This is a genomic window from Puia sp. (assembly GCF_036500295.1).
In the GTDB taxonomy this organism is placed as follows: Bacteria; Bacteroidota; Bacteroidia; order Chitinophagales; family Chitinophagaceae; genus Puia.
In genome coordinates this window covers 1-15,998 of sequence record NZ_DASYCH010000070.1, presented here as the reverse complement: position 1 = coordinate 15,998, position 15,998 = coordinate 1, and the positions used below count along the sequence as shown (strand labels likewise).

12 protein-coding genes are annotated in these 15,998 nt (G+C 58.6%); 7 read left to right on the top strand and 5 right to left on the bottom strand.

Annotated elements, in window-relative coordinates:
* The first annotated feature begins 20 nt into the window (after positions 1–20).
* From VGM48_RS13920 to VGM48_RS13890, 7 genes are all read left to right on the top strand, one after another.
* The gene (locus VGM48_RS13920) at positions 21–1,682 is read left to right on the top strand and encodes a vitamin K epoxide reductase family protein (protein ID WP_331580073.1); all 1,662 of its coding nucleotides are present in this window, start codon (positions 21–23) and stop codon (positions 1,680–1,682) included.
* Positions 1,683–1,767: 85 nt separating this feature from the next.
* Positions 1,768–1,950 (top strand): hypothetical protein, encoded by a 183-nt coding sequence (locus VGM48_RS13915; RefSeq protein WP_331580072.1) that lies wholly within the window; start codon positions 1,768–1,770, stop codon positions 1,948–1,950.
* Between the two features lie 7 nt (positions 1,951–1,957).
* Positions 1,958–3,115, top strand: a complete 1,158-nt coding sequence (locus VGM48_RS13910) for a glycosyltransferase family A protein (protein WP_331580071.1) — start codon at positions 1,958–1,960, stop codon at positions 3,113–3,115.
* Complete coding sequence (locus VGM48_RS13905; RefSeq protein ID WP_331580070.1) at positions 3,108–3,989, top strand: hypothetical protein; 882 nt, start codon at positions 3,108–3,110, stop codon at positions 3,987–3,989. Before VGM48_RS13910 ends, VGM48_RS13905 begins: the two co-directional genes overlap by 8 nt.
* A gap of 2 nt (positions 3,990–3,991) precedes the next feature.
* The gene (locus VGM48_RS13900) at positions 3,992–7,375 is read left to right on the top strand and encodes a VCBS repeat-containing protein (protein WP_331580069.1); all 3,384 of its coding nucleotides are present in this window, start codon (positions 3,992–3,994) and stop codon (positions 7,373–7,375) included.
* Between the two features lie 63 nt (positions 7,376–7,438).
* Positions 7,439–8,599, top strand: coding sequence for a galactokinase (gene galK / locus VGM48_RS13895; protein WP_331580067.1), 1,161 nt, complete (start codon positions 7,439–7,441; stop codon positions 8,597–8,599).
* Between the two features lie 57 nt (positions 8,600–8,656).
* Positions 8,657–9,850 carry an aldose epimerase family protein gene (locus VGM48_RS13890; protein ID WP_331580065.1) on the top strand — a complete coding sequence of 398 codons (1,194 nt, stop codon included), beginning with the start codon at positions 8,657–8,659 and terminating at the stop codon, positions 9,848–9,850.
* Here VGM48_RS13890 and preA read toward each other — a convergent pair.
* The 5 genes from preA to VGM48_RS13865 all read right to left on the bottom strand — a co-directional run.
* A complete protein-coding gene (gene preA / locus VGM48_RS13885; protein WP_331580063.1) occupies positions 9,847–11,115 on the bottom strand; it encodes an NAD-dependent dihydropyrimidine dehydrogenase subunit PreA in 1,269 nt (422 codons plus the stop codon). The genes VGM48_RS13890 and preA overlap by 4 nt on opposite strands.
* A complete protein-coding gene (locus VGM48_RS13880; protein ID WP_331580061.1) occupies positions 11,108–12,478 on the bottom strand; it encodes an NAD(P)-dependent oxidoreductase in 1,371 nt (456 codons plus the stop codon). The genes preA and VGM48_RS13880 overlap by 8 nt, the downstream gene beginning before the upstream one ends.
* Positions 12,479–12,492: 14 nt before the next feature.
* On the bottom strand, positions 12,493–13,359 hold the full coding sequence (locus VGM48_RS13875) for a nitrilase-related carbon-nitrogen hydrolase (protein ID WP_331580059.1): 867 nt from the start codon (positions 13,357–13,359) through the stop codon (positions 12,493–12,495).
* Between the two features lie 5 nt (positions 13,360–13,364).
* The gene (gene hydA / locus VGM48_RS13870) at positions 13,365–14,735 is read right to left on the bottom strand and encodes a dihydropyrimidinase (protein ID WP_331580057.1); all 1,371 of its coding nucleotides are present in this window, start codon (positions 14,733–14,735) and stop codon (positions 13,365–13,367) included.
* Positions 14,719–15,998: NCS1 family nucleobase:cation symporter-1 (locus tag VGM48_RS13865; protein WP_331580055.1), on the bottom strand; the 1,280-nt coding region annotated here is incomplete at its 5' end. The genes VGM48_RS13865 and hydA, both read right to left, overlap by 17 nt.

Below are 15,998 nucleotides of genomic sequence, written 5' to 3'. Positions count from 1 at the left end.
AGCTCCAAACGGTAACCGTCATGGTCAAGCTTAGCAACCGGTCGCAGTCACCCGGAACCAGGGGTGTCATCGCCGCTACGTCACAGCTACTGCACCTTCTAAAAGTCAGGGTAACGTACACTTCGGTACGGGATAAGATCCTGTCGCATCCCGCTCATCTGAGCCTGCTCAGTATCACGGACAGTCTCCGGTCCTGGCAGGTGGAGACGAGAGCGATACGGATCGACACGGGTCAGCTGGACGCATTGCCACGGCCGTTTATCGCCTTTCTCGCGCGGGGCAGCAGCCGGTTCATCACCGTCACCCACATCGATGACGGCGCAGTGGAATACCTGGATGACCGGTATCAAAAAAGAAGTCTCCCCCGGGGTGATTTTTTATATGCCTGGGAGGGAGTGGCATTGCTGGCGTCAGCCGGGCAGAACAGCGGAGAGCCCGAATTCCGCCGGAAGAAACGGCTGGAATGGAGACGGGATATGGGTCTGCCGGGGGCGCTGCTCCTGTTCCTGCTGTTCGGGGTGATCCGTTTTCTGGCGGGCGGGCAGGCGGATACCTTCCAATCGGTGTATCCGGCGGCATTGCTGCTCGCCAAGTCCCTGGGGGTCATCGTCACCAGCCTGCTCCTGTGGTATGAATATGACGGGAACCAGACCTTACTGCAACAGATCTGTACGTTGGGAAAAAAGACCAGCTGTAAGGCGATCCTGCAAAGCAGGGCTTCGAAGCTGCCGGGTGGCATCAGTTGGAGCGAGGTGGGATTTGTCTATTTTGCCGGCAGCTTTGTGGCGTTGACCATCGCGGGAGCCGCCGCCCTGCCCTGGCTTTATTTTCTCAACCTGCTCGCGCTGCCCTACACGGGCTTCTCGCTCTACTACCAGGGTGTGGTCGCCAGACAATGGTGTGTGCTTTGCCTGCTTGTCCAGCTGCTGCTGGCAGCCGAATTTCTTTCCGCACTTTTCACGCATACCGGACCGGCCTTGCAATGGCACGCGTTGACGGGGCAATCCATCGGGTCCTCCCTGACCGTCGCGGCATCCTTCGCAGCGATGGCCTATCTCTGGCTGCTGGCAAAACCCTGGCTCTATGAAGGCCGGCAGGCAAAGGAATACCTGCATCAGCTGAACCGGCTCAAAAGAAACGCGGAGGTGTTCAATGCCACGCTGAAGGAGCAACCGCCTCTACAGCCGGGAACGGAAGGCATGGGTATCCTCATCGGCAACCCGGAAGCCCCAAACACGCTGCTGAAGATCTGTAATCCCTATTGCGGGCCCTGCGCAAAGGCGCATCCGAAGATCGAATCGCTGATCAAAAGCAATCCGGAATGGAAGGCCCAGATCATCTTTGCCGTTCATGTCCACGAGAACGACCTCCGGACCACCACGGCCGCCCACCTGCTGGCCGTCGCCGGCAACGACCGGCTCGGCGCCGGAGGACGGGCACGGGAAGACGCGATACACGAATGGTATAAGGAGGGCAGCGATAACCTGCTGCAGCCCGAAGAACGATACAGGGCCTGGGCCGAACGGTATCCCGTCAACGGGGAACTCAGCCGGCAGGAACTCAAAGTGCAGGAGATGACGGAATGGTGCGAAAGAGCCGGGATCACGCACACCCCGACGATCTATGTCAACGGACACCTCTTGCCAGATCAGTACGAAATAAAGGACCTTGAATATCTATAAGGGGAAGCCGAAAACCTTTGACAGAGTAGGCATTTTTTTCACCAAAGTTTTTACTGTTTTTTGAACCGAAAAAACAGGCCTTTCCATGAAAAAAATAACGGACATCGGGCTGCCCCTCACCCGGGAGCAGCAAAAAGAAATGGTGGACCAGGAAGATGGGTTCTGCAGCTTTCGCTATTGCGGCAATGGCGGCGGTTATTGCGTTCCGCTGATCGGCAGCTGCATCTGTACGGTGAGCGATCCGCTCAACAGCTGTGGCAGCGACTAGTCCCGCGATGAGCCTTACCAACATTCTATGTTTTGCGATGATGAACGACAGTTATAAAATCTCGATCTGTACCGTCTGTATGAACAGACTCTATCATCTGAAGGAGACCCTGCTTCGGAATATCGAAGACAACAGGGACTATGCCAACCTGGAGCATGTGGTCCTTGATTACAATTCCCGCGATGACATGGAAGCCTGGGCGAAAGCGCATCTGGGCGAATATATTCAAAGCGGTCGCGTAAAATATTACCGGACGACCGAACCGGAGAGCTTCAACATGGCGCATTCCAAGAACATGGTCGCCCGCTTGGCGGAAGGGGAGATCATCTGTCTGACAGACGCCGACAATTTCACCGGCAGGAATTACGCGGCCTATGTCGACGCCACCTTCCAGGAACGGAAGGATGTCTTCATGACCGCCATCGGCGCCCGGAAAACGACAAATCCCACCGATGTGCTGGGCCGCGTCTGCTGCCGGAAAGCGGACCTCCTGGCGGTGAAAGGCTTTGACGAATCAATGCGAAGCTATGGTTTCGACGACCATGACTTTGCCAACAGGCTGGCCTTGCTGGGCAGACAACGGATCGTCATCACCGACAAACGATATTTATGCGCCATTCCCCATTCGCTGGGCGAACGCATCCACCACTACTCGACGAAGGCGTCCCTCAAAGAAGTATATATCCATCAGCTGGATCCCGCAAGGACGGCCCTGCTGTTCCTGTTCGCCCCTGACAGCTACCACTTCGGCATTATCCGGGACAACGCCGCCGCCGCCGCTTTGCGGGCGGCCAATGCGGCCAATGCGGCCCATGCGGCCATCCACGGACGACCCCGCAAAAGCGCCGGATATTCCGACGTTAACCACCGCTACGAGCAGTCGCTGACCACACCCGACTGGAAGCAGGGTACATGGAAGCAAACGCCCTCCGGACTGACCCTCTCACCGGATCCCGGTTCGTCAATCGATCCCTTCCGAAAAATAACGAATGACCAAATGATCACCGAAGTCCTGCTGCTACACTCCATCCTTCGCAACCGGAACAGGATGGTCCACAACAAACGCCGTAAACAGGCGGTCATCGGCCAGTCGGCATGGGGCTGCGGCAACGTGTACCGGAATTTCGATTATTCCACGGCCATCCACCTGCCACCCGATGCCTAAACAAAACTGGCTTTTCTTATCCGTCTTTTACCCGCAGCGGGAATGGTGGCGCCTCCTTCATTCCGGCATCGCGCCTTTTCTGCGGACGAACAACCTGGAGGCCATCGTGCATTTCGGCCGGCAAAGAGGAGACCATCTCGGCTTGTCCTGCCCGCCGCCTTCAGCAGCAGCAGGCGATCTCCTGCGGGAATTCGAACGCGAGCTTACCGGCTATATACAGTCCCATCCCGCCGCCATCCCGGCCGATCTTGATGGCACGCGGACCAACGCCCCCGCCATCCCGGCCGATGCCGGCGATCAACTGTTTATGAACTTCCCGCCCAATACGATCTACCCGGGTCTCCACCAATTCCTCCCTTCCGCCCCGGAATTCTTCCGATCGGCGCCTGGGTCCCTCCGGTCCTCGCGGGGAGATCCGCGAATCCGCCGGCAATACCAGGCGGCCTGGTGCCGCTCGACCGGTCCGCTTTGCCGGGTCTTCGGCGAGGCGCCGTTTGACCGAGAAGACCTGTTCAGCGCGGCCCTTTATCTGAACCTGTTGCTGCTGCTGTCCGACGAGCGGATCAGCCGCAACTATTGCCGGAATTATCCCGGCAGAGCGACCCCATCACCCCCGATGGTGCAAAAGTTTGCCGGAAACCGAAGCTTATTATATGCTATCTTGGATGATTGCCGGGCGATCATGGACGGCAGGGTGTCCGAAGAACTATTGCCGGTGGCGGAATGGTTTGACGTCTTCAGGGACGTCCGCTTCGAAGACACACTCGTCGAAGACATCCTCCTCTCCACTCGCAAGCAACTGGGACTCGATGAAGAAGCCCGGCTGCTGATCGATCATTTCATCTATCAGCTCCTGCTGGAAACTATAAACTGAAAATGATATTCGAACCGACGCAACTGCGGCTATTATCAGGAATACTATTCGGCATTTCAACATTGATCGCCGGCTGCCATCCCGACACCGGGAAAAAGCCGGAGCAGGCGACCGACCCGCTTTTTGTCCTCCACCCGCCGGAGAGCACGCATGTACAATTTGAAAACCAACTGACCGAAGGCCTCAACACCAATGTACTGCTATACGAATATTTCTACAACGGAGGCGGCGTCGCCATCGCCGATGTCAATGGCGACGGCTGGGAAGACCTCTATTTCACCGGGAACATGACCGACAACAAGCTCTACCTGAACAAGGGCAACTGGCAGTTTGAAGACGTCACCGAAGCCGCCGGTGTGGCCGGCCGTCCGGGGCCATGGAAGACGGGCGTCTGCATCGCCGATGTCAACGGAGATGGCCGCCCGGATATCTATCTCTGCTATTCGGGAAAAGTACACGGGGATCGACGGGTGAAACAGCTGTTCATCAACGAAGGGCCCGACGCGGCCGGCATCCCGCATTTCAGCGAGCAGGCGGCACGGTACGGGCTCGCGGACTCCGCCTATACCACCCAGGCCTATTTCTTCGACTATGACCGGGACGGCGATCTCGATCTGCTGGAGCTCAACCACAATCCACAGAACCTGCCGATGCTCAACGAGGTGAGCACGGCAAAGATCCTGCAGCATCCCAGCCCCCTTTGCGGCGTCCGCCTGCTGCGCAACGACGGCGGACATTTCCAGGATGTGACGGTCGCCTCGGGCCTCACCAGCAGCGAACTCAGCTATGGACTGGGCGCCGGCATCGCCGACATCGACGGGGATGGTTGGCCGGACATTTATATTTCGAATGACTATGCCGTACCGGATTACTTGTATATCAACCGGCGCGACGGGCATTTTGACAACCGGTTGACGGAGCGGATCGGCCATACCTCGCAGTTCTCGATGGGTAACGCGGTGGCAGATGTAAACAACGACGGCCGGCCGGATATTTTCACCCTCGACATGCTGCCGGAAGATAACCACCGGCAGAAATTACTGTTCGCCCCGGATAACTATGAGAAGTTCGACCTCAACTTACGGAGCGGATTTTATTACCAGTATATGCGGAACATGCTGCAGTTGAACAACGGCGACGGCAGCTTTTCGGAGATCGGGCAGCTCGCCGGCGTGTCGGGCACCGACTGGAGCTGGGCGCCGCTCTGGGCCGACTATGACAACGACGGCTGGAAGGACCTGTTCGTCACCAACGGATATGTCCGGGATTATACGAATATGGATTTTATCAAGTTCATGGAAAGCTATACCAGCGCGAAAGGACGCCTGAAGCGGGAGGATGTGCTGGACATCGTGGACCATATGCCCTCCTCGAATGTCACCAGCTATCTTTTCAAAAGCGACAGCGGCGTGCATTTTTCGAGTATGGGTCCGCGTTGGGGTCTGGAGACGCCCAGCAACAGCAATGGGGCGGCATGGGCCGACCTCGACCATGACGGCGACCTCGACCTGGTGGTCAACAACCTGAACAAGCCCGCTTTCCTGTATGAGAACCGCGCCGTACAGCTGGGGAAGAACCATTGGCTCGAAGTGCGGCTGAAGGGGGCGGGCATGAACACCGCGGGCATCGGGACCAGGCTGACGCTGTATGAAAAGGGACGACTGCAATATCTCGAACAGGAGCCGGCCCAGGGTTACCAGTCCTGTGTCAGTCCGATATTGCATTTTGGACTGGGTGCGACGGCGACGGCGGATTCGCTGCGGATCGTCTGGCCCGACGGCGGGGAACAGATGCTCACGAAGGTAGCGGCAAACCAGACCCTCACCCTCGATGAGAAAGATGCCTCACCGATAAAACGGTCGCCCGCGGCTGTGCCAGGCACGGCGCCGGCGATCAAAACGCCGGCATTCCACGAGGTGGCCTCTCCAATTACGGTGCGCTACTCACCGCCGGTGCTGAATGATTACAAACGCCAGCCCCAGCTGGTCAGCGCCCTTTCATACGCGGGCCCCTGCATGGCCAGGGCCGATGTCAACGGCGATGGGATAGAAGATCTCTTCGTGGGCGGCGAGTCCGGCCAGCCAGGCAAGCTGTTCCTCGGCCGAAAGGACGGCGCCTTCACCCCTATGCCCATCCCGGCGTTGGCCGCCGACAGCAGCAGCGAAGATGCCGACGCGCTTTTCTTCGACGCCAACGGGGACGGGCATCCGGATCTCTATGTCGCCAGCGGCGGCTATCACCACTTCGAAGCCGGGGATGCCCGGCTGCAGGACCGGCTCTACCTCGGTGACGGCAAAGGTCATTTTGCCCGGAGCACGGATGCACTGCCCGTGACGCGGGTGGCCAAGAGCTGCGTGCGCATGGCCGATGTCAACGGCGACGGCTATCCGGACCTTTTTGTGGGTGGCCGGGTCATCCCCGGACGCTATCCCCAACCGCCTTCCAGCTTCCTGCTGATCAACGACGGCAAGGGACATTTTACTGACCACATAGCCGACCTGGCGCCCGCCCTGCAAAAGGCCGGGATGATCACCGACGCGGCCTGGGCCGATCTCGACGGCAACGGTAAGCGGGAACTGATCGTGGTAGGGGAGTGGATGCCGGTTCGCATCTTCCGCCTGGAACAGGGCCGGCTGACAGACCATACGACCGATTACCTCGACCGGGAATACAGCGGCTGGTGGAACCGGCTACTGGTAGCGGATATGGACAAGGACGGCAAGCCCGACATCATACTGGGTAACCTGGGGCTCAACGCGCAGTGCCGCGCGGACGAGCAACACCCGGTCGAACTGTATTACCGGGATTTCGATGGAAACGGGACGATCGATCCCGTACTCTGCACCTATATCGGCGACACAAGCTATCCTTTCATGACCCGGGACGAACTGATCCAGCAGGTGAGCAATATGAGCCAGAAATTCCCCGACTATAAGAGCTATGCCGACGCCCGGCTGACGGATATCTTTCCGGCGGCGGCGCTGAGCGCGGCGGGCCATCTGCGCGCCAATTGTCTGCGGACCGTATATCTGCAGCGTGGCGCGAAGGGCCGGTTTCAGGAGAAACCCCTTCCGCTGCCCGCCCAGTATTCGCCGGTATTCACCATCACCGCGCTGGACTATGACGGCGACGGGAATAAGGACCTGCTGCTCTGCGGGAATATTACACATTCCCGGCTGCGCTTTGGAAAATACGACGCCAACTACGGGGTGCTGTTAAAAGGCGACGGGAAGGGGAACTTCCGCTATATCGAACAACCGCTCTCCGGCTTTCATCTCCGCGGCGATGTGCGGTCGGTGATGGACTGCAACGGGCTGCTGCTATTTGGTATAAATGGGGAAGGAGTAAGGGCGTATAAGCCAGCCGCGGCGCCTGGCCACCCCTGAAAGGGCCGCAACCGATCGGAAATAAAGCTTTTTTTTTCGTCAAAATAGATGTTATTTTGACACGTGCAAACGCTTTCTTCCCGGGTAACTCAGAAATTTCAGGAGATATTTTCCTCTCAGGCCGCCTTGCTCGTCCGCTCACCGGGCCGGGTCAATCTCATTGGAGAACATACGGACTATAACAATGGGTTTGTGCTTCCCGCCGCCGTCGACAAGGCCATCTATATGGCGGTGGAACGGCGGCGCGATGACGACGTACAGCTGTTCGCGATGGATCTCGACCAGTCGTACCGGGGAAGCCTCCGGCCACCGCTTACGCAATCGGCCTTGCACTGGCCCAACTATATCCTTGGGATCGTCGGGCAGCTGCGGAACTTAGGATTGACCGTCGGAGGTTTCAACTGTGTCTTTGCCGGGGATATTCCCCTGGGGGCCGGCATGTCCTCTTCTGCGGCGCTTGAGAACGCCATCATCTTTTCGTTGAACCAGCTTTTCGGCCTGGGACTCGACCCGATGACGATGGTCCGGCTTTCCCAGAAAGCGGAGAATGAATTCGTCGGGTTGCAGTGCGGGATCATGGACATGTTCGCCAGTATGTTTGGCCGCAAGGACCAGGTCATCCGGCTGGACTGCCAGTCGCTGGAATACACCTATTTTCCTTTCAGGACGGAAGGGTTACGCCTCCTCCTGCTCGATACGCAGGTAGAGCATTCTCTCGCCTCCTCGGAATACAATGTCCGGCGGCAGCAATGCGAGGCGGGCGTGAAGCTCGTGCAGCGGCAGCATCCTTCTGTCAGAAGCCTGCGGGATGTCAGCCTGGAAATGTTGAATACGCTCGTGGCGCCGGCCGACGAGCTGATCTACCGCCGGTGCAGTTTTGTCGTGGAAGAGAATGCGCGGGTCGTTGCGGGAACGGAAGATCTCCAGCGCGGCGATCTGGCCGCCTTCGGCCGGAAGATGTATGCCTCGCATGAAGGCCTGAGCCGGAAGTACGAGGTCAGCTGCGTAGAATCCGACTGGCTGGTTGACCAGCTACGGGATGCCGGGGGTGTTCTCGGAGCCCGCCAGATGGGTGGCGGCTTCGGGGGCTGTACGATCAACCTAGTCCAGGCGGATACCATCGAGGCACTGGTAGAAAGGATCGCGCCGTTATACCGGAAGGCCATGAACCGCGAGCTGAAGTGGTACATCGGCCAGATAGAGAATGGCACCTCGGTCGTGTAAGAACGGCACCGGCCCGTCGCGTAAACGGCCTCCATCGTGTAAACAATTTATTGCTATATGAACAAGCTCTTCTTCGCTCCCATGGCCCTGGCCGCCGGTCTGCTGACCGGTTGCGGCAACGGCAACTCCTCCTCTACGGCTTCCGGCGCAGATACCGCCTCCGCAAAAACTGCAACACCCGCCGCACTCCCCGCCGTTGCGTCGTTCAACGGTTCGGCCGACGGTCAGCCCACCACCTTGTACCTCCTCAAGAATTCCGGTAAGAACCAGGCCGCGATCACCAACTATGGCGCCCGCGTGGTAAGCCTGCTGACGCCGGATAAGAATGGCGTCCTCACCGATGTGGCCCTCGGCTATGACAGCATCGGACTCTATCTCCATCAACCCGAGACCTTTTTCGGCGCGATCGTCGGCCGCTATGGCAACCGGATCGCAAAGGGAAAGTTCAAGCTCGGCGGCAAACAATATACGCTCGCCACGAATGACGGCCCCAACCACCTGCATGGCGGTAAAAAAGGCTTCGGCGCCGTGGTCTGGACCGGGAACCAGCTGAACGATTCCACCGTAGAGCTATCCTATCTGTCGAAGGACGGCGAAGAAGGCTATCCCGGGAATTTGAAGGTCACCGTGAGATACTCGCTCACCGGGGAAGGAATAGGGGTCGGCAACGGGTTACGCATCGATTATACCGCCACCACCGATAAGGCGACCGTGATCAACGTCACCAATCACACCTACTTCAACCTCAACGGCCAGGGCAGCGGAACGATCAACAACCACCTCCTGCAGCTGAATGCCGATCGCTATACACCGGTAGACTCCACCCTCATCCCCACGGGAAAGATCGACCCCGTCGCGGGCACCCCCTTCGACTTCCGTCAGGCCACGGCCATCGGCTCGCGGATCGACGCCGACAACCAGCAGTTGAAATACGGAAAGGGATACGATCATAATTTCGTTCTCAACCCCGGCAAAGACAGCCTGAACACGGCGGCGAAGGTCACCGGCGATCTCAGCGGCATCGTCATGACGGTGTATACCACACAGCCGGCCATCCAGTTCTATGGCGGCAATTTTATGAAGGGCGCCAATCCCCTCAAAGGCGGAAAGAAAGATGATTATCGCGGGGCTTTCTGTCTCGAGACCCAGCACTACCCCGATTCACCGAATGAACCGGCCTTTCCTTCCACCGAGCTCAAGCCCGGCCAGGTCTGGCACAGTACCACCGTGTACTCCTTCGGTTCGCACTAGTGATCGTTTAGCGGCAGGCCGCGCCGCTGAAACTCTTTCCAGTTGAGGTACTCGGGCCCGACGCGCTGCTCTACCATCGTGATGCAGCTGTCGACGGGGCAGACAAGTTTGCAGAGATTGCAGCCCACGCATTCGGCCTCTTTTATCGTATAGTCATTATAAGGCTGGCCCGGGGTCAGCCTTATCGACTGATGGGAGGCATCTTCGCACGCGATGTAGCAAAGCCCGCAATGGATGCATTTGTCCGGGTCGATCCGCGCCACGATATGATAATTAAGGTCAAGGTCTTCCCAGTGGGTGAGGGTAGGGACGCTCCGGCCAATAAAATCCGTGGTCTTGCCAAAGCCTTTCTCATCCATCCAGTTGCTGAGCCCCTCGCAGAGGTCGTCGATGATCCGGAAGCCATGTTTCATAACGGCGGTGCATACCTGCACGGTCGTCGACCCCAGAAGCATGAACTCCGCGGCGTCGCGCCACGTGCTGACGCCGCCAATGCCGGAGACAGGCACCTTCGAGGTGATGGGGTCCTGGGCGATGGTCGTCAGCATCTTCAGGGCGATAGGTTTCACCGCCGGGCCGCAATAGCCGCCAAAGGTCGATTTTCCGCCTACATTGGGGTTGGGGATCAGGGTATCGAGATCGACACCGGTCACCGACTGGATCGTATTGATCAGCGAGAGGGCCTGGCTGCCGGCTTCCACCGAGGCACGGCCGGTAGGAACGACGGAGTGGACGTTTGGCGTGAGTTTGGTGATCACGGGGATCGTCGCCACTTCCATCACCCACTCCACGACGAGCCGGGCGATCTCGGGGTCCTGGCCGACGGCCGCACCCATCCCACGCTCGGTCATGCCATGCGGACAGCCGAAGTTGAGTTCGAGACCATGGGCACCGGCGTCCTCGACTTTCTTTATCAGGTCATGCCAGCTCTCGCGATCGTTATCCGCCATCAACGAGACGATCATGGCGCGATCGGGGAACAGCCGGACACACTCCTTGATCTCCCGGAGGTTGAGGTCCAGCGGGCGATCGCTGATCAGTTCGATATTGTTAAACCCCATGACGCGGCTGCCATGATAGTCGACCGCGGAATAACGCGAAGAGACATTCTTCACCTGGCTGCCGAGGGTCTTCCAGACGACGCCGCCCCAGCCGGCTTCAAACGCGCGGAGGACGTTTATCTTTTTATCCGTGGGTGGCGCACTGGCCAGCCAGAAAGGATTGGGGCTGTGGATGCCGAGGAAATCGGTTTGTAAGTTAGCCATGATTGATAAAGTTTAGAATAGCCGCGGCGGCGTCCTTGCCGGCCTGTACGGCATCGACCACTTCCTTGCCGCCGTTGACATTATCCCCGCCCGCGAAGATGCCGGGGATGCTGGTGGCCGTGGACACGCCGGCAGAACCCGTGAGGGCGGCTTGGTTGACGGCAATGCGCCCCTTGTTATGTTCGAGCCCTTCGGCCGCAACCAGTTCCTCAAACGGGATCTGACCTGCCGCCTTGATGACCATGTCCACATCGAAGATGATCGTGCGGCCCGTATCTACCGGACTGCGGCGGCCGCTGGCGTCGGGTGGCCCGGGTTCCATTTCTCCGCAGATGAGCTGGGTCACCCGCCCCGAGTCGGCCAGGATCGCCTTTGGCGCGGCAAGCCAGACGATGCGGCAGCCGTCTGCCTTGGCGATATTCAGCTCCGTTTCGGTGCAGGGCATCTCCGCCTGCGTCCGGCGGTAGACAAGCGTCACTTCTTTTGCGCCCAGTCGCCGGGCCTGCGTGGCGGCATCGATAGCCGTCATCCCCATGCCGATGACGGCGACTTTATCGCCGACGGGAACCGCCGGATAGCTCCCGGCGCGGATGCAGTAGATGAATTTTATGGCGTCGATAACGCCGGCATGATCCTCCCCGGGAATATCCAGCTGACGGGCCAGGCCCACGCCAAAGGCGAGGTAAACGGCATCATAGTCCCGGCGCAGGTCGGCGAGATGCAGGTTGCGGCCCAGCTCCTGTTCATAACGAACCGTGATCCCACCGATAGACAAAATATATTCCAGCTCCTCCGCACAGAATTCGGGCGTGACTTTATACGCGGCGATACCATAGGTCATCAGGCCACCGCCCTTCGGCTCTTTCTCGAAGATCGTGACCTCGACGCCGGCCCGGGCGAGGACATGCGCAGCGCTGAGCCCCGAGGGACCCGCGCCGACGACGGCAACCTTCTTGCCCGTGGGAGCGGCCCGCTGGAAAAGCGGCCATTTTCCCCGGATCGCCTTCTCGGTGGGATAGCGCTGAAGCCGGGCGATCGGGATAGGCGCCTCCTCCATGAGGTTGTAGACACAGGCGCCTTCACAAAGTTTCTCCACGGGACAGACGCGGGAGCAGCCGCCGCCCATGATATTGGACTGGAAGATGGTGTGCGCCGACCCTTTCAGGTTATCCGTGACGATCTGCTTGATGAATTTTGGAACGTCGATGCCCGTGGGACAACTTTTGGTACAAGGTGCATCATAGCAATAAAGACAGCGGTTGGCGTCGACCAGCGCCGCATCCCGCGTTTCGAAGGGCGGGTGGATATCCGCGAAGTTTCGCGCATATTCTTCATCGGTAAGTCGGTTGTCGCGGATCGCCATAACGGTGTGTTTGGTTATAATTCGGTCAGTTTACCATAGGTTTCGGGGCGGCGATCGCGATAGAATTGCCAGACACTGCGGACCTCGTCGATCTTGGCCAGGTCGAACTCGGCGATAAGCAGTTCGTCCTTGTCTTCGGAAGCCTGGGCGAAGATCTGCCCGCGGGGGTCGACAAAATAGCTGGTCCCATAGAAGCGGCCCAGGTTCCAGGGCTTTTCTTCCCCGACGCGGTTGATACAACCCATATAATAGCCGTTGGCCGCGGCATGCGCGGGTTGCTCCAGCTTCCAGAGGTATTGAGAGAGGCCGGCCACCGTGGCCGAAGGGTTGTAGACGATCTCCGCGCCGTTGAGTCCGAGGACCCTGGCCCCATCGGGGAAATGCCGGTCATAGCAGATATAGACGCCGATCTTCGCATAACGCGTCTGGAAGACGGGATAGCCGAGGTTGCCGGGTTTGAAGAAGAATTTTTCCCAGAAGCCGGAAGTGTGCGGGATATGGTTCTTGCGGTATTTGCCAAGCAGCGTCCCGTCGGCATCGATGACGGCAGCCGTGTTATAGAGAACACCTGCCTGTTCCTTCTCATAGACCGGAACGATCATGACCATGCTGTATTTCTTCGCATATTCCGTCATCCGCTGGATCGTCGGCCCGGGAACGGATTCGGCGGAGGCATACCAGTCGCTGTTCTGACCGGGACAGAAATAGGGCGTGTTGAAGATCTCCTGGAGACAGAGGATCTGAACGCCTTTCTTCCCCGCCTCTTCGATCAGCGGGAGATGTTTCTGCAGCATGGCTTCCTTTATCTCCTCGATAGTGCCTTCGCCCTCCGTCTTTGGAAGGCTCATTTGGATCAGACCGGATTTGATGATTCTTGGCATGGTGACTAGACTTTATTTCTTTTGATGAATTGGCCGTAGCCTTTTTCCACAAGGCATTGGTTATGGTCGATCGCAACGCGGCCGCGGAGGATCACCGTCTTCACTTTTCCCGTCAGGTCCCAGCCTTCATAGGCGGAGTAGTCGACGTTCATATGGTGGGTCTTGGCGGACAGGGTATGCTTTTCGTTGGGATCGAAGAGGACGAGATCCGCGTCGCTGCCGGGGGCAAGGGTGCCCTTCCGCGGCCATAGGCCGAAGATCTTTGCCGCATTGGTGCTCGCGACCTCGACATATTTGTTGAGGCCGATGCGGCCCTTCTGTACGCCTTCGCTGAAGAGCAGTTCCATCCGGTTCTCGATGGCGGGATGACCATTGGGGATCTTCGAGAAATCTTTTTCGCCCATGAGTTTTTGCTTCCAGAGGAAGGGGCAGTGATCGGTGGCGACGACGCGGACAAGCCCCTGGTTGATACCCGCCCACAGCGTCTCGCGGTCCTTGCCCTTGCGGAGGGGCGGGCTCATCACCCATTTGGCGCCCTCGAAGTCTTTTTCATAGAGCTCGGCATCGAGCAGCAGGTACTGGATGCAGGTTTCGACGAAGACGGTCTGGTTACGCCGGGTGGCGTTACGGACGGCATTCAACGCGCCTTCGCAGGTCAGATGCACGATATAGCCGGGACACCCGGTGTAATTGGCGATATCCGCGAAGCGGGCGCTCGCCTCGGCCTCGGTGACCTCGGGTTGAGAGAGATAATGATACAGGGGCGAGAGTTTTCCTTCGGCGCGATGCTTCGCGATGAGATAGTCGATCATATCGCCGTTGGTGGCGTGAACGGTGACAAGGCCGCCACATTTTTTTACTTCCTGCATGAGGGCGGTCATCTGGCGATCGTCGATCATCAGCGCGCCTTTATAGGCCATAAAGGTCTTGAAGGAAGTGATGCCTTCTTCTTCCACCATTTGCCGGATCTCCTTTTTCGTCTCGTCATTGTAGTCGGTAACGGCCATATGAAAGCTGTAGTCGCCGACGGCGGTGCCGCGCGCGCGGCCGTTCCATTCGGCCAGCGCTTCATGGAGGGAATGGCCCTGCTTTTGCAGGACGAAGTCGATGACGGTTGTCGTTCCGCCAAAGAGCGCGGCCCGGGTGCCGGTCTCGTGGGTGTCGCTCGAGAAGGTGCCCATAAAAGGCATATCCAGGTGGACATGCGGATCGATGCCGCCGGGCATGACCAGCAGACCTGTTGCATCGATGATGGTGGTTGCCCTTTGCGGCAGGTTCTTTCCAACGGCGACGATGCTCTCGTCTTCGATGAAGACGTCACCAACGTAGTCGTCGGTCGCGGTGATGATCCTTCCGTTCTTAATCAGCAGTGACATAGAATTCCTCCTTTTTTACGATGACGGTTTTTCGATGGGTGCGCATCAGCAATGCATAGCTGCCGCCCGCGAGGGCGAACCCGACGAACCAGGCATAGTTATATAGCTGAACGATCCAGCCAGGCCAGGTGTCGGCAGCGCTTGCTCCCACGGTGACCAGGAAGCCCGGTACATTGGGCAGGATGCCGAGCAGGAGGCTGAGGACGGCTTTTTGATTGAAGCCCGCGGTATAACGATAGATGCCGTTGGGATCGTAAAGATTGTTGACGGAGAGCTGCTGCCGCCGGATAAAATAATAATCGACGATGAGGATGCCGCCGACGGGTCCCAGCAGGCTGCTATAACCCACCAGCCAGGTGAAGATATAGCCGGTCGGATCGGCCACCAGTTTCCAGGGGAAGATCAGGATGCCTACGATACCCGTGATGAGCCCGCCCTTGCGGAAATTGATCTTCGCCGGGGACAGGTTGGCGAAATCGTTGGCCGGGCTGACGATGTTGGCGGCAATATTGGTAGCGAGCGTGGAAATGGCGACGGCGATCATCGCGATGCTGACAAGAAGTTTGCTGTCGAAACGGCCGGCGAGGACCACGGGGTCCCAGATGGTCGTTCCATAGATGATGGTCGTCGCGGAGGTGACCACGACACCGATAAAGGCGAAGAGCGTCATGGAAGTCGGCAGGCCGAGCGCCTGGCCTTTTATCTGCGCACGCTGGCTGACGGCATAACGGGTAAAGTCGGGGATATTAAGACTCAGGGTCGCCCAGAAGCCGACCATCCCCGTGAGACCGGGGACAAAGAAGGCCCAGAAGGCGGCGGAGTTTTGGAATTTCGATGGTTGCGTGAGGATGGGGCCGAGTCCACCGCGAACATGCGAGATGGCCCAGAAGAGGAGGGCCAGCGCCGCCAGGGGAAGAAAAACAGCTTTGAACACGAGCAGCTTCCGGATGCTTTCCACACCAAGCCAGACGACGTACATGTTGAGCGCCCAGAAAAGAAGGAAACAAAGCGCCGGCCCCGTTGCCAGTCCTAACACCCGCGGCAGCGCAGGCAGATGATCGAGGGCGGGGATCCAAAGATGCAGCATCTGATAGAGGGCGAAGCCGCCGATCCAGGTCTGGATGCCAAACCAGCCGCAGGCGACGATGGCCCGCAGCATCGCGGGAATATTAGCGCCCTTGGTCCCGAAAGAGGCCCGGGCGAAAACGGGAAAGGGAATGCCATATTTTGCACCGGCGCGGCCGTTGAGGATCATCGGCACCA